At 64.1% G+C, this 20069-nt stretch carries 19 protein-coding genes; 7 read left to right on the forward strand and 12 right to left on the reverse strand.

All coding sequences use genetic code 11. The annotated features are described in order from the left end of the window. Positions 1 to 235 precede the first annotated feature (235 nt). Positions 236 to 481 carry a PilZ domain-containing protein gene (locus M2427_RS19330; RefSeq protein ID WP_280708131.1) on the forward strand — a complete coding sequence of 82 codons (246 nt, stop codon included), beginning with the start codon at positions 236 to 238 and terminating at the stop codon, positions 479 to 481. 36 nt (positions 482 to 517) lie between these two features. Here the strand turns inward: M2427_RS19330 and M2427_RS19335 are convergent, their stop codons facing one another. The 7 genes from M2427_RS19335 to cobS all read right to left on the reverse strand — a co-directional run bounded on the left by M2427_RS19335 (position 518) and on the right by cobS (position 9119). After that, positions 518 to 925, reverse strand: a complete 408-nt coding sequence (locus M2427_RS19335) for a hypothetical protein (RefSeq protein ID WP_280708132.1) — start codon at positions 923 to 925, stop codon at positions 518 to 520. Between the two features lie 161 nt (positions 926 to 1086). Then, the gene (locus M2427_RS19340) at positions 1087 to 2199 is read right to left on the reverse strand and encodes an NADH:flavin oxidoreductase/NADH oxidase (RefSeq protein WP_280708134.1); all 1113 of its coding nucleotides are present in this window, start codon (positions 2197 to 2199) and stop codon (positions 1087 to 1089) included. A 121-nt stretch (positions 2200 to 2320) separates the two neighbouring features. Continuing rightward, positions 2321 to 3031 (reverse strand): hypothetical protein, encoded by a 711-nt coding sequence (locus M2427_RS19345; protein ID WP_280708136.1) that lies wholly within the window; start codon positions 3029 to 3031, stop codon positions 2321 to 2323. A gap of 31 nt (positions 3032 to 3062) precedes the next feature. Next, positions 3063 to 4865 (reverse strand): hypothetical protein, encoded by a 1803-nt coding sequence (locus M2427_RS19350; RefSeq protein WP_280708137.1) that lies wholly within the window; start codon positions 4863 to 4865, stop codon positions 3063 to 3065. Positions 4866 to 4969: 104 nt separating this feature from the next. Further along, positions 4970 to 6031: an esterase-like activity of phytase family protein gene (locus M2427_RS19355; protein WP_280708139.1), complete on the reverse strand. Its 1062-nt coding sequence runs from the start codon at positions 6029 to 6031 to the stop codon at positions 4970 to 4972. Continuing rightward, positions 6028 to 7932 (reverse strand): cobaltochelatase subunit CobT, encoded by a 1905-nt coding sequence (gene cobT, locus M2427_RS19360; protein ID WP_280708140.1) that lies wholly within the window; start codon positions 7930 to 7932, stop codon positions 6028 to 6030. Before cobT ends, M2427_RS19355 begins: the two co-directional genes overlap by 4 nt. A gap of 188 nt (positions 7933 to 8120) precedes the next feature. Next, positions 8121 to 9119, reverse strand: coding sequence for a cobaltochelatase subunit CobS (gene cobS / locus M2427_RS19365; RefSeq protein WP_280708141.1), 999 nt, complete (start codon positions 9117 to 9119; stop codon positions 8121 to 8123). Between the two features lie 297 nt (positions 9120 to 9416). Here cobS and M2427_RS19370 point away from each other — a divergent pair, with 297 nt between their 5' ends. Then, positions 9417 to 10076 carry a DedA family protein gene (locus tag M2427_RS19370; protein WP_280708142.1) on the forward strand — a complete coding sequence of 220 codons (660 nt, stop codon included), beginning with the start codon at positions 9417 to 9419 and terminating at the stop codon, positions 10074 to 10076. Between the two features lie 188 nt (positions 10077 to 10264). On the opposite strand, the gene M2427_RS19375 is transcribed toward M2427_RS19370, so the two are convergent. After that, positions 10265 to 11494 (reverse strand): citrate synthase family protein, encoded by a 1230-nt coding sequence (locus tag M2427_RS19375; protein WP_280708144.1) that lies wholly within the window; start codon positions 11492 to 11494, stop codon positions 10265 to 10267. An 82-nt stretch (positions 11495 to 11576) separates the two neighbouring features. Here M2427_RS19375 and M2427_RS19380 point away from each other — a divergent pair, with 82 nt between their 5' ends. Continuing rightward, a complete protein-coding gene (locus M2427_RS19380; RefSeq protein WP_280708145.1) occupies positions 11577 to 12671 on the forward strand; it encodes a citrate synthase/methylcitrate synthase in 1095 nt (364 codons plus the stop codon). A 243-nt stretch (positions 12672 to 12914) separates the two neighbouring features. Here the strand turns inward: M2427_RS19380 and M2427_RS19385 are convergent, their stop codons facing one another. Then, positions 12915 to 13550: a DnaJ domain-containing protein gene (locus M2427_RS19385; protein ID WP_280708146.1), complete on the reverse strand. Its 636-nt coding sequence runs from the start codon at positions 13548 to 13550 to the stop codon at positions 12915 to 12917. A gap of 150 nt (positions 13551 to 13700) precedes the next feature. Between M2427_RS19385 and M2427_RS19390 the strand changes: the two genes are divergently transcribed. Beyond that, positions 13701 to 13979 (forward strand): BolA family protein, encoded by a 279-nt coding sequence (locus tag M2427_RS19390; protein WP_280708147.1) that lies wholly within the window; start codon positions 13701 to 13703, stop codon positions 13977 to 13979. 165 nt (positions 13980 to 14144) lie between these two features. Here M2427_RS19390 and M2427_RS19395 read toward each other — a convergent pair whose 3' ends face one another. The 3 genes from M2427_RS19395 to M2427_RS19405 all read right to left on the reverse strand — a co-directional run bounded on the left by M2427_RS19395 (position 14145) and on the right by M2427_RS19405 (position 17318). Then, complete coding sequence (locus M2427_RS19395; RefSeq protein ID WP_280708148.1) at positions 14145 to 15449, reverse strand: HlyC/CorC family transporter; 1305 nt, start codon at positions 15447 to 15449, stop codon at positions 14145 to 14147. An 85-nt stretch (positions 15450 to 15534) separates the two neighbouring features. Further along, positions 15535 to 16695 carry a 3-dehydroquinate synthase gene (gene aroB / locus M2427_RS19400; RefSeq protein WP_280708149.1) on the reverse strand — a complete coding sequence of 387 codons (1161 nt, stop codon included), beginning with the start codon at positions 16693 to 16695 and terminating at the stop codon, positions 15535 to 15537. After that, the gene (locus tag M2427_RS19405; RefSeq protein ID WP_280708150.1) at positions 16692 to 17318 is read right to left on the reverse strand and encodes a shikimate kinase; all 627 of its coding nucleotides are present in this window, start codon (positions 17316 to 17318) and stop codon (positions 16692 to 16694) included. The genes aroB and M2427_RS19405 overlap by 4 nt, the downstream gene beginning before the upstream one ends. 171 nt (positions 17319 to 17489) lie before the next feature. On the opposite strand from M2427_RS19405, the gene M2427_RS19410 reads away from it, so the two are divergent. The 3 genes from M2427_RS19410 to M2427_RS19420 all read left to right on the forward strand — a co-directional run bounded on the left by M2427_RS19410 (position 17490) and on the right by M2427_RS19420 (position 19771). Continuing rightward, complete coding sequence (locus tag M2427_RS19410) at positions 17490 to 17636, forward strand: hypothetical protein (RefSeq protein WP_063198124.1); 147 nt, start codon at positions 17490 to 17492, stop codon at positions 17634 to 17636. Positions 17637 to 17653: 17 nt separating this feature from the next. Further along, positions 17654 to 18622, forward strand: a complete 969-nt coding sequence (xerD, locus tag M2427_RS19415; protein ID WP_280708152.1) for a site-specific tyrosine recombinase XerD — start codon at positions 17654 to 17656, stop codon at positions 18620 to 18622. Positions 18623 to 18808: 186 nt separating this feature from the next. Further along, positions 18809 to 19771, forward strand: a complete 963-nt coding sequence (locus M2427_RS19420; protein ID WP_280708153.1) for an acetyl-CoA carboxylase carboxyltransferase subunit alpha — start codon at positions 18809 to 18811, stop codon at positions 19769 to 19771. The last annotated feature ends 298 nt before the right edge of the window (positions 19772 to 20069 follow it).

Here is a 20069-nt window from a genome sequence, read left to right on the forward strand (position 1 = left end):
CGTTTGGAGAGATCACCCCACCCCGCTCGCGCTTCGCGCGATCGACCCACGGGCGAGCTACGCTCGTCCCGGACCCCTCCAGGGGAGGGTGCGCACCCCGTTACCGCCGTTTTCTTCCATCGCCACCACTTTTCATTAAAATTCTCCACCCCGCCTTAGCGTGATCGCAGAAACTCCCCTCCATCATCTCCTCCCAAGCCCACCGCGCTGTCCGCGGTATTGGAGGAGAGTGCCAATGCATCCGCGTCGACACGCCCGTGTGAAACCTGCAGGCCTGGTGTCCCGCCAGGCCAAGATCATCACCGACCCGCGCGCGCCTGTGATTCTGTGCACGCTGATCGACTATTCGCCGGGAGGCGCCTGCGTCGATCTCGGCGGACAGGTGAAGATCCCCGATCGGTTCGAGCTGCTGCACGTCAACACCAAGAAACGCTGCCGCATCGCCTGGAAGCGCGGCACGCGGGTGGGCGTGGTGTTTTAGGGGCTTTCTTCTCCCACAAGAGGAGAAGGAAAAAAGCTACTTCCGCATCCTCGCCTTCGCCCCCGCGACGATCTGCATCGCGACGCCCCCGATCCAGCCCGCAAACACCAGCCAGGTCAGCGCGGCGTGCGGCTCGAGGCGGAGCACGATGACGGCGACGGAGGCGAATGCTGCAAGCGTGGCGAAGAACGTGCCGGCGGAGCTCAAGAGCTCGGCGGCATCGATCAGGCTATGCGCGTCGTCGAAGGGCAGCTGCGGCGTGTCGATGCCCAGATAAAAGCCGATGCTGCCGAGAAGCATCATGAGCAGCAGAAAGCCCTGCGTGGTGAGCGCGGGAAACGCCGATCCGACATAGGCGCCGACGAACAGCCCGCACGCAGCACCCGCCATCGCGAGGCCAACGCGCTCCAGCACGTGGGCAGTCTTGCGAACACGAAACCGCATGGCGGCTCCTCCGTGATCCCCGGATGAGCGGAGGTTAGGCCGATTTTGCGAGCGGTGGAAGGTGAGGAGAGTTACGGATACGTGAGGTCTTGCTTGCTCCCTCTCCCCGCATCCGCCTTCGCCCACGGCTTCGGCGGACGAGCGCGGGGAGAGCTGACGAACTACCGCGCCCCGAAATTGGTCTTGCCGAACAGCGCCTTTTGCGCCGACGGCTGCGAGCGCCAATATTGCGGCGGGGCCTCGACTTCGCCGCCGAGTTCGGCCGCGGCGTGCCAGCCCCAGCGCGGGTCATAGAGCATGCCACGGGCGAGCGCGACCATGTCGGCCTTGCCTGAGGCGACGATCTCCTCGGCGAGTTTCGCCTCGGTGATCAGGCCGACGGCGATCACAGGCAATCCCGTCTCGCGCTTGATCGCATCCGCAAACTGCACCTGATAGCCGGGGCCGAGCGTGATCTTCTGGAGCGGCGAGACGCCGCCGGAGGAGGCATCGATCCAGTCGACGCCGCGCGCCTTCAGCGCCTTGGCGAATTCGATGGTCTGCGCCAGATCCCAGCCGCCCTCGACCCAGTCGGTCGACGACACCCGCATGCCCACGGGCTTGTCGTGCGGGAACACGGCGCGCACGGCGTCATAGATCTCGAGCGGGAAGCGCATGCGGTTTTCGAGCGAGCCGCCATATTCGTCAGTGCGCTTGTTCGAGATCGGCGACAGGAATTGATGCATGAGATAGCCGTGCGCGCCGTGCAGCTCGATCGCGTCGATGCCGATGCGCGCCGCGCGGCGGGCCGCGTCGACGAAGGCCTCGCGGATGCGCTTCAGCCCCGCGGCATCGAGCGCTGTGGGCGCCGCCTCGCCGTCCTTGTGCGGGATCGCCGACGGCGCCACCGTCTGCCAGCCGCCCTGCGCCTCGGGGATGAGCTGGCCGCCGTCCCAGGGCTTCGCGCTGGAGGCCTTGCGGCCCGCATGGGCGAGCTGCATCGCGATCGCCGTCGACGAATGCTTGCGCACGGAGGCGAGGATCTGCTTCAGCGCGGCTTCGGAGGCATCGCTATAGAGCCCGAGACAGCCCGGCGTGATGCGGCCGATCGCCTCGACATGGGTGGCCTCGATGCAGAACATCGCAGCGCCCGACAGCGCCAGATTGTTGATGTGGGTGAAATGCCAATCGGTGGGAACGCCGTCCTCGGCCGAATACTGGCACATCGGCGACACCACGAGACGGTTCTTCAGCGTCAGGCCGCGCAGCTTGATCGGGGAAAACAGGGCGCTCATGCGAGGGATCCGGGGGAAGGAGTGATGGAAGCACTTGCATGAAGTTTAATGGGGGAATCGCAAATTGCGAGATGCGCGCACGGCATGGCCGCCGGCGCGGCCATGCATCGGGGCCGCGCTGCTACTGCGAATCCACGAACTTCCCCGGCTGCGGCTTGCCCATCCGGATCTTGCCGTCGGGCAGCAGCTCGCCATCGGCCTCGGCCGAGAACTCGATCATGTTGCCGTCGCCGTCATGCTTCAACGCCCTGGCGAGAGGGCCGAGCTTGTCGAGAAGCCTGGCGTCATCGGCGACCAGGACCCGGTAGTCGGTGAGATGGAAGCGGCGCGGCGCCGCCGGATTGAAAGCCGCCCAGGTGAAATCAGGCACGGACGAGCGCACCTGGATGTCGTTGGCGCTATCGACGGTGCGGCCGGTGACGTCGCGGAACAGGTCGGGGCTCTCGAGCAGCTTCGCAAGCCTGCCGTCGACGGCGTAGATGTTCAGCGTAACGACGTGGCGCTCGCTGCGGAACGACACCGCGACGATGCGCGAGTCCGCCGACCACGCGGCGTGGAAGGCATCCGGCGCCGAGTCCAGGATGTTATCGTCGTTGACGTTGTCGAGCGTCATCAGCTTGCGATGGGCTGGTTCGGCCATCAATGAGAGGCGGAAATTCTCCGAACCGGCATCGCCCTCGCCATGCGCCGCAATGGAGAGCTTTCCGTTCGGCGCCTTGCCGCCGAGGATGATGGCGTATTCGCCCTTCGCGTATTTGTGCTCGGCCGTCGCGAAGACCGGCGATACGGCGAGGGTGAGGAGCAAAGCGAGGATGGCGCGGCGGTGGGGCATGGTTGTGTGTCGGCCAAGGGTGCCACCACGTTCACCATGAGTTCAGGACACCCAGCAGTACGACCCAATAGATGGCGAACAGGCTCCAACTGCGACGATAGCAAACGATGCCTATGAACGCTATCAGGCCGAGGCCAAGGATCCAGATCAACCAGCTTAGATTGGACGCGATCTGAAGGCTGCGCTCGGGCTCTGGCCCGTTCTTCGACCACCAGAGATCAAGGAAGTTTAACTTCGGATCGAGCGTGACATAGCGCGCAATGTCGTCGACTCTCGCCTTCGTTTCAAATGCTGCGATATGAGGTCCGGCGATATAGGTCAGATTGAACAGCCGATCTTCGTCTCCGGTGCCATGCCGAAAGCCGCGAAAGCCAGCCGCGCCAATGTCAAGAACGCCCGGCTTAGCATCCTCATTCCCGATGAGATCGGATATCTGCTGGAAGAACTGCGGAAAGATCGCGACAACCCAATCGCCCGCGGCACATATATTCCAGACCCGTCCCGTGACACGGTCATCCCGCATCAGCTTGTCCCAACGATAATGCATGGGCACGACACTACCGGCAAAGAAGACGTTTCTTATCTTCAGCACTTGATAGTTCTGAAGTGCGCTTGCCAGAATGTAGGTCCCGTTGCTGTGACCGATGAAGTCGACGTCGGTATCGCGAAGGTTGGGATACATTGCTCTCGCCTCCGTGTACTGGTCCATGAACCAGCGCACGTTGCTTTGGCGATCCCAGTAGAACAGGAAAGGCAGCATCGCGAACCTGCGATAGAGAGGTGGAATGACCTTCACGCCCTTCGAAGCGTCGCCTATTAGTATGTCGATCGATTGCTTTACCTCGGCTGGCCACGGGCTCTCATCACGGATGCCGTGCATGACAAAGATCAACTGCTTGACGTCGGGATCAGTGTGAAGTGCCCCCACCTTGTCGGCCCAGTCTGACGGAAATTCGTACCGCGTCTTCGTCAGCGCCATCTGTATAGCCTCGCCTGCTGCCGTTAGCTCCTTGCCCCCTCCTTGATAGAGACGCGATGCAATCTCGCCGTGGGAAAAACCTTCCAACGATTTGAAAATGACGCCTTCGGGGGATCCTGCCTCCAGATCAATGCTGTCTTCGCGATCGACAAGTTCGTCCTTGTTGCCGAGAAGATGGACAACCAACGGATGTTGGTTGGCTGGGAGTGAACGGAATAGATCGATCCATTGGATGCGCATGTTCGCAACGAATGGCGCACCTTGCATCAGGCTGGCGATGAAACGTCCTGTTCCGGTCAGTCGTCCGACCTCGAGGGCGATAGAACCGAACGCGTATTTGTAATCATCGAGATTCGTTGGCTTGTGATAGGGCCAGCCACGGTTTGGGGCAGCGAGAGATACATAACGCTCGATGCGTTCGACCCAGTCGTGTCGGCCACGAACCTGCTGCTCAGGGCGGTCCTCGTAACCATATCCCCAGAGCAACACCTTACGAAGCAGTAGCCCGCCGGTGCTGTAGCCGAACAGGACGATCTTTTCGTAATGATACTTCTTGTCTTCCGCATCTATCGCGGTTTCAATTTTTTGGGTTATCTCGTAGGGGTTGATATTGGAAGCCCATTGATGGCTGTAGGTCGGGATTAGAAGGTCTGCTGCCGGATACGTCTCACGAACCAGTCGTTCTAGCTCCGGCCTGGACGTTCGACCGCCCAATGAGGGCGCATAAACAACTAGGGTCTTGTGATCTCGATAGGTTGTCTCGATTTGCCCGACGGTACCGAAATCGAAATATCGCAACACGCAAAATATGATCAAGACGGAGATCAACCCGAGCAATTTGAGCACAGAGCCCATGAGCGTTCTCAATCAATACGATAATGATATCTTAAATACACCTCATATTGGTTCGACGAATGCAGCATCGTCAAGCCGAAAGCGGCAAGAGACCCCGAAGATGTTCACTCCACCAGCGTGAACTGCAACAGCAGGGTCCGCTGCAGCAGCGAGAAATTGTCGTCGGACACCATGGTCAGCACGGTCTCGCCCTCGGCCGTGACGTGGGCGTCGATGCCTTCCATGTTGTCGACCTCGTGGCCGAGATCGGCCCGGAACAGTTCGGGACCGTCGACCAGTGCGCCGGGTGCGATGCTCTTCAGGGGGATCGCGCGGATGCGGATGTCGATGCCGGTGAACCAGGAGAATTTGCGCTCGAGGATCAAGAGCTCGCCGGAGGCCAGCAGCACGGCGTCGCTGATGTCGAATTTTTCGGTGCGGCGCACGGCGAACTGGCCGGGCGACGGGCCGCCGATCAGGAAGGCGACCAGATTGCCGTCGGCATCGAGCCCCCGCTCGGACAGTGCGATCAGCGTGCCCGCGAGCGGCTGGCTTTTGGGCACGAACACCAGCGCCTCGAGCCCCTTGTTGACCGGCAGCTTGCGGATCGCAGCGGGCGAGGCGATCACCTCGCCGCGGGAGCGCGTGCCGCCGTGTGCGAAGTCGAAGCGCATGATCTGGTTGACGCGTTCGAGCCCGACATAGACGAGCGAGCCGTCGCGCGCGAGCGATTCGGTATCGTACCAGAGCCGCTTCTCCGTGATCGGGCGACCCTCGCTGTTCAGCATCGGCGCGGCCTCGACATCGGCGAGACCGACCATCTTGCCGTCGGCATAGCGGATGCTGCCGGTGAACCAGGTGCCTTGATCCGACAGCGCGAGGAAACGCTCGCCCTTGTCGTCGAGGAAGCGGAAACCCGAGAGGCCGCCGAAGCCGCGATGCGGCGAGGTCAGCGCCAGCCCGCTGCGATATTGCAATGAGCCGAAGCGCACGCGCGAACGGTCGCGCGGCTCGAACAACGGAATCGGCCGCGCATTGACCTCGATGCTGGCGGGTTCGTTGACAGCGTGCTCAGGCTGCGTCTGCCTCGGCGCGAACTGCGCGTGCGCAAGCCGAGGAGCTGCGAGAGTGGAAAATCCCGCCGCCGCGTGGCTGACGAAGCTGCGGCGGGATTGATGGGTGCTCACGAATGCAGTTTGCGTCGCGGGCGACCGGCCGGCTGCGACGGCGCGGTGTTGGTCTCGCTGAAGAGTTCAGCGAGCTTCTCGGTGATGGCGCCGCCGAGCTCTTCGGCGTCCACGATCGTGACCGCGCGGCGATAGTAGCGCGTCACATCATGGCCGATGCCGATCGCGATCAGCTCGACCGGCGAGCGGGTCTCGATCTCCTCGATGATGTGGCGCAGATGCCGCTCGAGATAATTGCCGGGATTGACCGACAGCGTTGAATCGTCGACCGGCGCACCGTCCGAGATCATCATCAGGATCTTGCGCTGCTCGGGCCGGCCGAGCAGGCGCTTGTGCGCCCAGTCGAGCGCCTCGCCGTCGATGTTCTCTTTGAGCAGGCCCTCGCGCATCATCAGGCCAAGGTTTTTCCGCGCACGGCGCCAGGGGGCGTCGGCGGACTTGTAGATGATGTGGCGGAGATCGTTGAGACGGCCGGGATTGGCCGGCTTGCCGGCGGCCAGCCACGCCTCGCGCGATTGCCCGCCCTTCCAGGCGCGTGTGGTGAAGCCCAAAATCTCGACCTTGACGCCGCAACGCTCCAGCGTGCGCGCCAGAATGTCGGCGCAGGTGGCGGCGACCGTGATGGGCCGTCCCCGCATCGAGCCGGAATTGTCGAGCAACAGCGTGACGACGGTGTCGCGGAACGTCGCCTCCTTCTCGTGCATGAAGGACAGCGGATGATAGGGATCGGTGACGACGCGCGACAGGCGCGCAGGGTCCAGGATGCCCTCTTCGAGATCGAACTCCCAGGCGCGGTTCTGCTGCGCCATCAACCGGCGTTGCAGCCGGTTGGCGAGGCGGGCGACGATGCCCTGCAGATGCGCGAGCTGCTTGTCGAGATAAGCGCGCAGGCGCTCCAGCTCGTCATGATCGCAGAGATCCTCGGCGGCGATGACCTCATCGAATTTCGGCGCGAAGGCGTGATATTCCGGCCCGCGCGGCTCGTTCTTGCCATGCGAGTTCGGACGCGTCGCCTCGCCTGGCGTCTCGTCGTCGCCGAGCTCGCCGTCGTCGAACGTATCCGAGGTCGAGGCCTGCGCGCTTTCCATCGCGCTGTCGCTCATCTCTTCGCTGGAGGCCTGCGCCTGGTCGGCGCTCATCTCCTGCGCGGCATCGGAATCGGGCGAGCCTTCCGCGCCGGACTGATCGTTGTCGCCGTCCTGGTTCTCGTCGTTGTCTTCGTTCTCTTCGCTGTCGGCGCTACGCTCGTCGCCGATATCGAGCGCCGTCAGCAGATCATGCACGGCATCGCCGAACTTGGTCTGGTCTTCGACCACGCCGTCGAGCCGGTCGAGCCGCTTGCCGATCTTGTCTTCGAGAATGGGGCGCCAGAGATCGACCATCTTCTTGGCGGCCGCCGGCGGCGCCATGCCGGTCAGGCGCTCGCGCACCAGCATCGCCAGCGCGTCCGCGAGCGGCGCATCGGCGCGGTCGGTGATCTCGTCGAACTTGCCGCGATGAAAGTGATCGTCAAGCATCGCGGTGAGATTCTTGGCAACGCCCGCCATGCGGCGCGCGCCGATCGCCTCGACCCGGGCCTGCTCGACCGCCTCGAACACGCCGCGCGCCTGCGGATTGCCCGGCATCAGCTTGCGATGAACTTTTGGATCGTGACAGGCGATCTTCAGCGCGATGGAATCCGCATGGCCGCGCACGATCGCCGCATCGCGCTTGGTCATCTTTCGCGCAGGCTCGGGCAGACGTGCCTTGCCGGGCGCAAGGCCCGGGCGCTCGGCCGCGAAGCTCACGTCGAGCTCGGGCGATTTCGCAATCGCCTTCAGGCAGGAGGCCACCGAGCGCTTGAACGGCTCGGTCGGCGCTTCCTTGGTGTTACGGAATTTGGAGTTGGAAGGCGTGCTCATCTCGCTCTCACTGTCGTCCCAAGCTCAGCTTGATCTGTCGTCCCCGCGAACGCGGGGACCCATAACCCCAGGACGTCATTTGGCGAAGGGTGGCAACTGACAGCTCGCGCTACAATCACGGCCTGTGGTTATGGGTCCCGGATCTGCGCTCCGCTTCGCTGCGCTTGTCCGGGACGACATCCCACACCTCAGCTGAGTGCCACGTTGACTGCCGATTCCGGCAGCTCGGCGTTGAAGCAGCGCTGGTAGAACTCGGCGACCAGGGGGCGCTCAAGCTCGTCGCACTTGTTGAGGAAGGTGACGCGGAACGCGAAACCGATATCGCCGAAGATGTCGGCGTTTTCGGCCCAGGTGATCACCGTGCGCGGGCTCATCACCGTCGACAGATCGCCATTGGCGAAGGCGTTACGGGTGAGATCGGCAAGGCGCACCATCTTGTTGACGATGTCGCGGCCTTCCTGGGTGCGATAGTGCTTGGCCTTCGCCAGCACGATCTCCACTTCCTCGTCATGGCTGAGATAGTTCAGCGTGGTGACGATCGACCAGCGGTCCATCTGGCCCTGGTTGATCTGCTGGGTGCCGTGATAGAGGCCCGACGTGTCGCCGAGACCGACCGTGTTGGCGGTCGAGAACAGGCGGAACGCCGGGTGCGGCTTGATCACCTTGTTCTGGTCCAGCAACGTCAGACGGCCCGACACTTCCAGCACGCGCTGGATCACGAACATCACGTCCGGGCGGCCGGCGTCGTATTCGTCGAACACCAACGCGATGTTGTGCTGGAGCGCCCAGGGCAGGATGCCGTCGCGGAATTCGGTGACCTGCTTGCCGTCGCGGACCACGATGGAGTCCTTGCCGACGAGGTCGATACGGCTGATGTGGCTGTCGAGGTTGACGCGCACGCAGGGCCAGTTCAGGCGGGCAGCGACCTGCTCGATATGGGTGGATTTGCCGGTGCCGTGATAGCCGGTCACCATCACGCGGCGGTTGCGCGCGAAGCCGGCGAGAATGGCAAGCGTGGTGGCGCGATCGAAACGGTAGTCGGAATCAACTTCGGGCACGTGAGGATCGACTTCGGAATAGGCCGGCACTTCGAGATCGGTGTCGATCCCGAACACCTGGCGGACCGACACCTTCATGTCGGGCAAACCGGAAACTTCCTCAACTTTGGACATCGCGGCGGTCGTCATCAATCCTCCGAGGCCCCGGGCGATCCCGAGACCAGTTATTTGCACGTTGGCTGCGGCTGGGTGCGTCTGCGAACGTATCAGAGACAAGTGGCCGGCAGAAGCCCATGCGCCAATCAAAGTTCCGTTGTCTTTTCATTTAGATAGGCAAGGAACGCGATTTTTGGAAGGCTGCCCTGCAAATCTCGCCCAAATTTCGCCCCGGATAGCGGCCCTGTCCGGCCGAATGGCACTTTCCCCGCCTCTTCTTACTTGTGTAAGGGTCTGAACCCGAATGCCCCAGCCCGCTACAGAGACCTCGTGACGTCATTCCTTGATCCCCTGATATCCTTCGTCTCAGTCCATGCGTGGCTGGCTTATCTGACCCTGTTCCTGGCGGCGTTGCTCGAAGCCGTCCCGGTGGTGGGCTCGGTGATCCCTGGCTCGACCATCATCCTGGCGCTGAGCGCCCTGGTTCCCGGCGGGGACCTGAAACTGCAATGGGTGTTGCTGGCGGCGGCCGTCGGCGCCGTGCTGGGCGACGGCTCGGCCTATTGGATCGGGCACCGGCAGCAGCGCGAAATCCTCAACACCTGGCCGCTGACGAATTATCCGCGCGTGGTCGAGGAAAGCGAGACCTTCTTCCACCGCTTCGGCACCTGGGCCGTGTTCTTCGCCCGCTTCGTGCCGCCGATCCGCGCGTTCGTGCCGGTCACATCAGGCGCGCTGGGAATGCCGCCGGCGACATTCTATGCGGTCAACATCCCCGCGATCCTGGTCTGGGCACCCGCGCACGTGTTGCCGGGCGTGCTGGCGGTGTCGGCCCTGCATGAATATGCCGGCCTGCCGCATCACGTGCATCTATTCAAGCACATGTGGATTTTGACCGTGACCGCGGTGGCGATCGTGGTGGGCGTGGCGGCGTGGATCTATCGGCGGCGGAATGGCAGTGTCGTCGCGGAGGCCAAGTCGCGGGCTTAACTCTTACCCTCCCCTGGAGGGGGAGGGTCGGCTCACATGGAGCGTAGCGGAATGTGAGACGGGGTGGGGTGATCTCTCAACACGGGCACTGTTCGCGTTGAGAGATCACCCCGCCCCGCTCGCGCTTCGCGCGATCGACCCTCCCCCTCCAGGGGAGGGTGGCAGCGCAGCTCGCCGCTTCCCTCCGTTCAAGCCCTCGCTTCAGCGCCCCCAACCCGTCTCCCCGGTGCAGGCCCCACATACCTTGCCCGCGGCCTGATCAGCTTGCCGAACTGCAATTGCTCGCTCGCATGCGCGATCCAGCCGACGCTGCGGGCCATGGCGAACAGCGCGAGCTCGCTGCCTGGGGGCAGGCGCAGCGCGTGGACGAGCACGGCGAGCACGTAATCGATGTTGACGAACTCGCCAGTCGCCTCCGCAATCCGATCCGGGACTTCTTTGGTGAATTTGCGCGGCGCGCCGGCACGCGCGAGCGCGTTCAGCAGCGACTGCGCGCGGGGATCGCCGTGCTTGTAGACGCCGTGGCCGAAGCCCGGAAAGCGCTCGCCGAGCGCGACGCGCTCGCGCACCATCGGCTCGACGTCGCGGTCGACCAATGTCTTGACCAGCTGCGAGGCCAGCACGCCGGCGCCGCCGTGTTTCGGGCCCTTCAGCGCGGCGAGGCCGGCGATGACGCTGTCGTAGAGATTGAGCCCGGTCGAGGCTGCGCAGCGCGCGGTGAAGGTCGAGGCGTTCAGCTCGTGATCGGCGAGCAGCACCAGCGCGCGGCGGATGAGATCGCCCGCGTGCTTGTTATCAGGCGCCCACGTGCGGGCGATCTGCTGATGCAACGGCTCGGATGACGGCTCGGTATTCAGCATCGTCGCGACGAGGAGCCGGACGATGCGCGCGCCGACCATCGCGCGACCATCCGGCGCGCGGGTGAAGGCGCGGGAATCGGCGCTCGCGGCCAGCGCGAGCACGGCGATGGCGCGATCGATCGGCGCGGCACGACGCGCGGCCTGCGCGATGATGCGCATCTCGTCCGAGATTTTCGGCTGATTATCAGAAGCGAAGGGATCGACGTCGGAGACGTCCCAGAGCAGCGTTGCGGTGTGCTCCAGCGTGTCGTTCTCGGCGAGATCGATGCAGTTCACACCGCGATAGATCGCGCCCTCCTCGGTGATGGTCGAGATCTCCGTGTCCATGACGGGCAGATCGGCATCGAAGCTGCGCAGGCCGCGCGGCTCCGGCGATGGCACCCGGCGCTCCTTCAGCGCGCGGACGTCCTCGGCGCGGTAGCGGTTCTTGCGCGAATCCGGCGTCGGCTCCGAGCGGATCAGGCCCCGGCTGACATAGGCGTAAAGGGTCGCCGGCGAGATCGCGAGCTCGGCAGCGGCTTCCCGGGCTGAGAGGTAGAGGCCTTCGGAATTATTCATATTGATTGATGTAATCAAGATTGATCAATCTGTCGAGAGGCCCGATTTTCTCCTGGTGCAGTGCAAAAGGGAGATTTGGGCCATGAACATCCACCTCACCAAAAGCCAGATCGGGCTGGACGGCGTTCCCGCAGCCGAAACCGTGCTCAGCCACGTCGATGGCGAGCGCGGCGAGTTGATCATCGCCGGTGAGCATGTCGGGCGCCTCGCCGCCGTCTCGAGCTTCGAGGGCGTCACCGCCCGGCTCTGGAACGGAGCGAGCAAGACCACGCTGACCGAAGCAAATGTCCGGGCGAGCCTGGGTGCCGCGCGCGAACGCGCTTTCGCGCGGCTCTCCGAGCTGCTGCCGGCGACGCAAGGCATGGGCATCGTCGACGGATTTCGCGCGGCCATCGCGGGCCTGCGCGCCGAGCACGGGCTCGAGCACGAGGCGACCATCGTCGGTGCGTTTCCAGTGATCGCGGGCGCGCTGGTCCGGCGCGCGAAAGGCCTCGAGCCCATCGCGCCTGATGCAAACGTCAGCCACGCTGCCGACACGCTGCGCATGCTGCATGGACGCACGCCTGCCACCCGCGAGGTCACTGCGTTGGACGCCTATCTCGTCACTGCCAGCGACCACGGCATGAATGCCTCGACCTTCACCGCGCGCGTGGTGGCCTCGACGCAAGCCGATTTGTTCGCGGCCGTCACCGCCGGTTATTGCGCGCTGACCGGCCCGCTGCATGGCGGCGCGCCGGAGCCGGTGCTGGAAATGCTGGACGCGATCGGCTCGCGCGAACGCATCCAGCCCTGGGTCGATGCGGCGCTGGCGCGCGGCGAGCGGATGATGGGGTTTGGCCACCGGGTCTATCGCGTCCGCGATCCGCGCGCCGACGTGCTGAAAGCAGCGGTCGAAGCGCTCGCCTCCAACGGCACCGATTTGCCGTTTGCCGGCGAGGTCGAGGCCTATATCCGCGCGGCGCTCCGCAAGAAGAATCCGGAACGGCCGCTGGAGACCAATGTCGAGTTCTTCACCGCGATCCTGCTCGATGCGCTGACCATTCCGCGGCAGGCCTTCACGCCGATCTTCGCGGTGGCGCGTTCAGCCGGATGGACCGCGCATGCGCGCGAGCAGCAGCGGACGGGGCGGCTGATCCGGCCGAGCTCGTCCTATGTGGGGGCGATGCCGGAGAGGTAGAGAATGCTTAGCCCGGATGGAGCGGCGTGCTTTCCCTCTCCCCTTGCGGGAGAGGGTGGCATAGGCGGCCTTCGGCCGCCGTCACCTGAGAACGCCGATGCTTCGCATCGGCTATGGCGCAGCGGTGAGAAGGGTGAGGGTCTCCGTCCACACGATGAATCTTCGCGCGTGGAGGGAACCCCTCATCCGGCGCTTCGCGCCACCTTCTCCCGCAAGGGGAGAAGGAAGAAAGCGAGCGAGGCCTTACGCCTCCCGCACCACCGTCTTCAGATAATTATACGCCTTGATGATTTCGATCAGGCGATCTTCGGTGGAGCGGTCGCCGCCGTTGGCGTCGGGGTGGTGCTGCTTCACGAGCGCCTTGTACTTGGTCTTGACGTCGGCGAGCGTCGAGTCAGGGCCAAGGCCCATCACCTGGAGCGCCTTGCGCTCGGCGTTCATGACCTTGCGCGTCTCGGCCTTGGGCGCTGCCTCCGGGCCCTTGCGCCAGCTGGCGCGGCCGTTGATCTCGGAGAACATGCTGAAGGGATCGAAGGCACCGTCGATCTCGGCTTCCGCACCCTTCTTGACGCCGCCATTGGCGCCCATCTTCCAGGTCGGGCGATGGCCGGTCAGCGCATCCTTCTGATAGCGCGCGACGGCGTCGGCATTCATGCCGGAAAAGAAATTGTAGTTCTGATTGTACTCGCGCACGTGATCCAGGCAGAAGTGCCAGTACTCGCGCTGGTTCTCGCGGCCCTTGGGCGCGCGATGCGCGCCCTTGTTCTGACACCCGGTCCACTCGCAGGCGACCACGGTGTCGCGCGGCTTCACCTCGGCCTGCTTGCCCCGCGGCTTCACGCGGATGGAGTCGAAGAACTTTGATGAATCGATCGGCATGGCTGACTTTGACTACGCAATGCAAAAACCTTCAAGTCTTGACATTGCAATTAGCTTGAGACCCGTAGCCGAAGTTTCACTTCGGCGTCCGTTGAAGTACGGCCACCGGAGGCGGCCTATGCAATTGACGGGACACGATCGCACGCTTTAATGGCACTCATGGTTATGAAAGACACTATCAGCAACAAGTTGCAGGAAGCTTTCACGCCGGAAAGCCTGCAGGTCGTCGACGAGTCACATTTGCATGAGGGCCATGCCGGCCATCGGCCGAGCGGCGAGACGCATTTCCGTGTCTATATCGTGTCTGGAGCCTTCAAAGGGAAGAGCCGGGTCGACCGTCACCGCATGATAAATGCAGCGCTGGCCGCGGAACTTTCCGGCAGCGTGCACGCGCTGGCGATCCACGCGCAGGCGCCGGGGGAAGGTTGAGCTTTCTTACCCTCCCCTGGAGGGGGTCCTGCTCATCATCAAAGATGGTCGTCATGCCCGGGCTTGTCCCGGGCATCCACGTCCTTCGTTCGATCAGTAGACGTGGATGGCCGGGTCAAGCCCGGCCATGACGATGAGGAGGCTTCGGAGCTTACAACCGCTGCGTCAAAACGACGTCCCTGCCCGCCTCGGCTTTGCCTCTTCCAGCTCGGCCTCGCGCGGGACTGGCGAAATACGGAGCGCGGTGATGCGGTTGCGCTCACGGCGGAGGACGCGGAAGCGGAAGCCGTGGAAGGTAAAGCTCTGGCCGCGGTCGGGGATCGAGCGCGCCTCGTGAATGACGAGGCCGGCGACCGTGGTTGCCTCTTCATCGGGCAGGCGCCAGTCCATGGCGCGATTGAGGTCGCGGATCGGCACCGAGCCGTCGACCACAACGGAGCCGTCCGGCTGGGCTCGCACGCCCGCGACCACGACGTCGTGCTCGTCGGAGATGTCCCCGACGATCTCTTCCAGAATGTCTTCCAGCGTCACAAGACCTTCAACTTCGCCATACTCGTCGACCACGAGCGCGAAATGGGTCTTGCGACGGCGGAATGCCTTGAGCTGCTCGGAGACAGGGCGCATCTCCGGCACGAACCAGGGCGGCAGCGCGATGGTGGAGACGTCGATGCGCGAGGTGTCGCCGTCGGAGGCGCGGATCGCGCGCAAGAGATCCTTGGCGTGCAGCACGCCGATAATGTTTTCCGGCTTCTCGCGCCAGAGCGGGATGCGGGTGTACTCGGTCGCCAGCACCTCGCGCACCAGATCTTCCGGCGGCAGATCGGCATTGATCATCATCATCTCGGTGCGGTGGATCATGACGTCCGAGACCTGGAGCTCGCGCAGATCGAGCAGACCGCCGAGCATGTCGCGGTCCTGCTTTTCGACCTTGCCCTCGTGATGCAACAGGTCGACCGCACCGCGCAGGCGCTCGGTTGGCGACAGGATCGCCTGGTGCTCGCCGGCGAGGCCGAAACCACGCATCAACACGCGCACGATCACTTCCACCACGCGCAGCAGCGGCCCCAGCACATACATGGTCAGCCGCATCGGGCGCGCGACCGCGAGCGCCATGCGGTCCGGCGCGTTGATGGCGATGGTCTTGGGCAGCACCTCCGCAAAGATCACCACCAGCGCCGTCATCACGCCGGTGGCATAGAGCACGCCGACATCGCCGAACCACGCCGTGAAGATGGAGGTTGCGAGCGCAGAAGCGCTGATATTGGCGATGTTGTTGCCGAGCAGCAGCGCGCCGATCAGGCGCTCGCGCATGTCGAGCAGCTGCGAGACCACGTCGGCGTCGTGGTTACCCTGCTTGGAGAGCCGCAACATGCTGGCGCGCGAGGCGCCGGTCAGCGCGGTCTCGCTCGCGGCAAAGAAGCCCGAAACCAGCAGGCAGATGATGACGATGGTGAAGCCGAGCCAGTCCATGAATCACTCAACATTCTCGTCTTGACGCGTTTTCTTAACGCGAACCGGTATCCACTTCGCCCGAAAACGCTCTTCAGCCGCGCAATCACGCCTTGAGGGCGAGCTTGTCCTTCAGCTTTTCTTGCAGGAAGTCGCGCACCGGAGCCGGTTCGACATCCCTGGCGATGACGGCGCGCCCCACGGCTTCGAGCAGGATGAAGGTGAGCTTGCCGCGCTTGACCTTCTTGTCCTGCGCCATCAGCGCCATCAGCGCGTCGGCATCCGCAAGACCTTCCTGCGCGAAACCGGCGATGTCCTGCAGGCGGGTCGGAAGGCCGGCCTCGATGAGATGACGTTCGACACGGGCCGCATCGGCCTCGCCGATCATGCCGAGTTTTGCGGAAAACTGCGCCGCCAGCGTCATGCCGATCGAAACGCCCTCGCCGTGAAACAGGCGGTCGGAGAAGCCGGTTGCGGCTTCCAGCGCGTGACCGAAGGTGTGGCCGAGATTGAGCAGCGCGCGCTCGCCGGTCTCGCGCTCATCGCGCGAGACGACACCGGCCTTGGCCCGGCAGGAGGTCGCGATCGCATGCTCGCGGGCCGAACCGCCCTTGAAGATGTCGGAATGGTTCTCTTCCAGCCAGGTGAAGAAGGCTTCGTCGCCGAGCACGCCATATTTGGCGACTTCGGCGTAGCCGGCACGGAATTGCCGCGGCGACAGCGTGTCGAGCACCGCGGTGTCGGCGATCACGAGCACCGGCTGGTGGAAGGCGCCGAGCAGGTTCTTGCCCTGCGGCGAGTTGATGCCGGTCTTGCCGCCGACGGAGGAATCGACCTGTGCCAGCAGCGAGGTCGGCACCTGCACGAAATCGACGCCACGGCGCAGGATCGCTGCGGCAAAGCCGGCGAGATCGCCGACAACGCCGCCGCCAAGCGCGATGACGAGATCGTTGCGCTCGATCTTGGCGGCGATCAGGGCCTCGCTGACCTTTTCCAGGCCCGCATAGGTCTTGGAGATCTCGCCTTCCTCGACGACGATTCGCGAGGTCGGAATGCCGGCGGCCGCGAGCGAGGCCTCCGTCGGCTCGAGCCAGTATTTTGCGACGGTGCGGTCGGTGACAACAGCCGTGCGCACGCCGGGACGCAAAGCGGCAACGCGTTCGCCGAGCGAGGACAGCACGCCGCGGCCGATGACGATGTCATAGGCGCGATCCCCGAGCGCGACGTCGACATTGACGGGATCGGAATGTTTCAGGGGCGCGGTCATCGAACGGCACTCGCGATGTCGGCAGAGGATTGGGCGGCCGGCTCACCGCAGAGATGAGCATGCAGCGTCTCGATGGTCTCGTCGACGATCCTGTCATGCGGCACCTCGCGCGAGGCGATGGTGAGGTCAGCCTTGCCATAGATAGGCTCACGCTCGGTGAGGAGCCGCGTGACCGTGGCTTCGGGATCGGCGGTCTGGAGCAAGGGGCGGTCGGCGCGACGGCGCACGCGGCGCATGATGACGTCGTGGTCGGCCTTCAGCCAGATCGAGATCGCCTTCGCCGCGATGCGGTTCCGCGTCTCCTCGCGCATGAATGCGCCGCCGCCGGTCGCCAGCACGATCGGTCCGCCTTCGAGCAGGCGCGCGATCACGCGGGCCTCGCCGTCGCGGAAATAGGGCTCGCCGTGAGTCGTAAAGATTTCCGGAATGGTCATACCGGCGTGGGCAACCTCGATTTCGACATCGGCGTCGAAAAAGCGCAGGCCAAGCCGCGCTGCCAGCCTCCGGCCGATGGTCGATTTGCCGACGCCCATCATGCCGACCAGCACGATCGAACGCCCGCCGAGCGCCGACAGGATGTCGGCCTCAGGGTTCGCTTGTGCTGGTGACGCGGCGTCGGACATCATTTCGCTCGATTGGATCTCGCCCAAACTGCCGCCAAAGGCGGCATTCCGGTCACCTATACGACCCCCTCGGGGCCCTCGCCAGAGGACTCTTGCCACGAAACGGCGAACATGTTGGATGATTTCATTGGTTAATTTGCCTGTTCAAGACCATCGTCGAGACCTTGCCCGATGCCCAGCCTGTTCCGCTTCCTGACGGCCGTCGCCGTGATTGCCGGCATCGTCTATGGTGTGGTGTTCGCGCTGGCCAACTTCGTCAATCCGAAGCCGCGAGAAATGACGGTGACGATCCCGCCGGATAAATTTCTCAAGAAATAGGAGCTAGCCTCCAGGGCATGCGCAAATCCTCCGCCAGCAAGCCCTCCGACGCCAAGCTCACCGGCCTGTTCCTCGACATGCTCGCGGCGGAACAGGGCGCCGGGCCCAATACGCTCGATGCTTACAGGCGCGACCTCACCGACTTCTCCGAATTTCTGACCCGCGTCGGCCACAGCTTTGTGGACGCCGAAACGCAAACGCTACGCGACTATCTCGGCGATCTCGATGCGCGCGGCTTCAAATCCTCCAGCGTCGCGCGACGACTGTCGGCAATGCGGCACCTGTTTCGATTTCTGCTGAGTGAGCGCATCCGAACTGAAGATCCCGCGGCGATCCTGTCGGGTCCGAAGCGCGGCCGCGGCCTGCCCAAGGTGCTGTCGATCTCGGATGTCGACCGCATGCTCCGCCGCGCCAAGGAGCTGAGCGAGGCCGCGGATGCTTCGCCCTCGCAGCGGCTGCGCGCCTTGCGGCTCTACTGTCTGCTCGAGGTGCTCTACGCCACGGGCCTCCGCGTCTCCGAGCTGGTGTCGCTGCCGCGCTCGGCCGCCAAGCGCGATGCCCGCATGATCGTCGTGCGCGGCAAGGGCGACAAGGAACGTTTGGTGCCGCTGAACGAGGCCTCGCGGCAGGCAATGGCGGATTACCTCGCAGCGACCGAAGCCGCGAAAGGCGAGAAGAAGGGCAGCCTCGCCGCTACGAAATGGCTGTTTCCCTCCTTCGGCGAAAGCGGACATCTGACGCGGCAGCATTTTGCGCGCGATCTAAAGGAGCTCGCGGTCGTCTCGGGGCTGCAGGCGCGGCTGGTCTCCCCGCACGTGCTGCGACACGCCTTCGCCAGCCACCTGCTGCACAACGGCGCGGATTTGCGCATCGTGCAGACCCTGCTCGGCCATACCGACATCTCGACCACCCAGATCTACACCCATGTGGTCGAGGAGCGGCTGAAGAGCCTGGTACGCGACCTGCACCCGCTGGCGGAGAAGTAGCCGCCGAGCTGCGCCGCCGGCGAAACCGCCTTGACTTCGGCCACATCTCCGCAGAAAGAGCCGTGGCCTTGTCAGTGATTTGCCGCGCTCCCGGGAGCGCACAGGTCAACCCCTTGAAGAAGCTACACTTCTTTTCCTGAAGCCGACCCGCTTCGCCTCGTCGTCCCGTCCCCCTATATTGAAACGATGCCAGACCAGATGCGTAGCTATCTCGATTTCGAAAAGCCCGTCGCCGAGCTCGATTCCAAGGTCGATGAGCTCAGGACGCTGGCCGCCTCCGGCACCGACATTGCCGAGGAGATCGGCCGGATCGAGGACAAGGCCGCGCAGGCGCTCGCCGACCTCTATCAAAATCTGACGCCGTGGCAGAAGACGCTGGTCGCGCGGCATCCGCAGCGGCCGCATTTCAACGACTTCATCAAGGGCCTGATCACCGAATTCACCCCCCTCGCCGGCGACCGCAAGTTCGGCGAGGACGAGGCGCTGGTCGCAGGCTTCGGCCGCTTCCGCGGCGAAGCCATCTGCGTGATGGGCCAGGAAAAGGGCGATTCCACCGAGAGCCGCATCAAGCACAATTTTGGCATGGCGCGACCCGAGGGCTATCGCAAATGCGTGCGGCTGATGGAGATGGCGGAGCGGTTCGGCCTGCCGGTGCTGTCGCTCGCCGATTCCGCCGGCGCCTATCCCGGCATCGGTGCCGAGGAGCGGGGACAAGCCGAGGCCATCGCGCGCTCGACCGATGCGTGCATGGCGCTGACCGTGCCGAACGTCGCCATCATCACCGGCGAGGGCATGTCGGGCGGCGCCATCGCCATCACCACCGCGAACAAGGTGCTGATGCTGGAGCACGCGATCTACAGCGTGATCTCGCCGGAAGCCGCCTCCTCGATCCTCTGGCGCGACGGCAGCAAGGCGCAGGAAGCCGCCAACAACATGAAGATCACCGCCCAGGACATGCTCCGTTTCGGGGTGATCGACAGCATCCTGAAGGAGCCGGTCGGCGGCGCCCACCGTGATCCCGCCGCCATGATCGCCACCACCGGTGACGCCATCGCCAAGGCCTTCGACGAGCTGCGCGGCCTGGACGGCGAGGCCATCCGCAAGCAGCGCCGGCAGAAATTCCTCGATATCGGCCGGAAACTGGGCTGATTCGGAGCGATTCTGTGTCCCGGACAAGCGCAGCGAAGCGGAGCGCAGAGCCAAGGGGCGCTGCGCCGCGTCCGGGGCACGAGAGAGCTCCGCTGGAGCGCCCCGGTAACCCCGCATTAACCCTTTTTTTGCCCAAATCGGCGATCTCAGTACTGGCTTGGCTGAAAAGCCCAAGTTAAGGCCCAGTTTAAGTCTCTGTTGACCACGCCGCCTCGCCAACGGGCTCGTGATTTCAGGTCGGGTTGCGACCTGATGGTGCGGAGGTTAGAATTTTAATCAATGGCTTCAGGGCATAAGC

Source organism: Bradyrhizobium sp. BR13661 (assembly GCF_029892425.1).
Classification (GTDB): Bacteria; Pseudomonadota; Alphaproteobacteria; order Rhizobiales; family Xanthobacteraceae; genus Bradyrhizobium.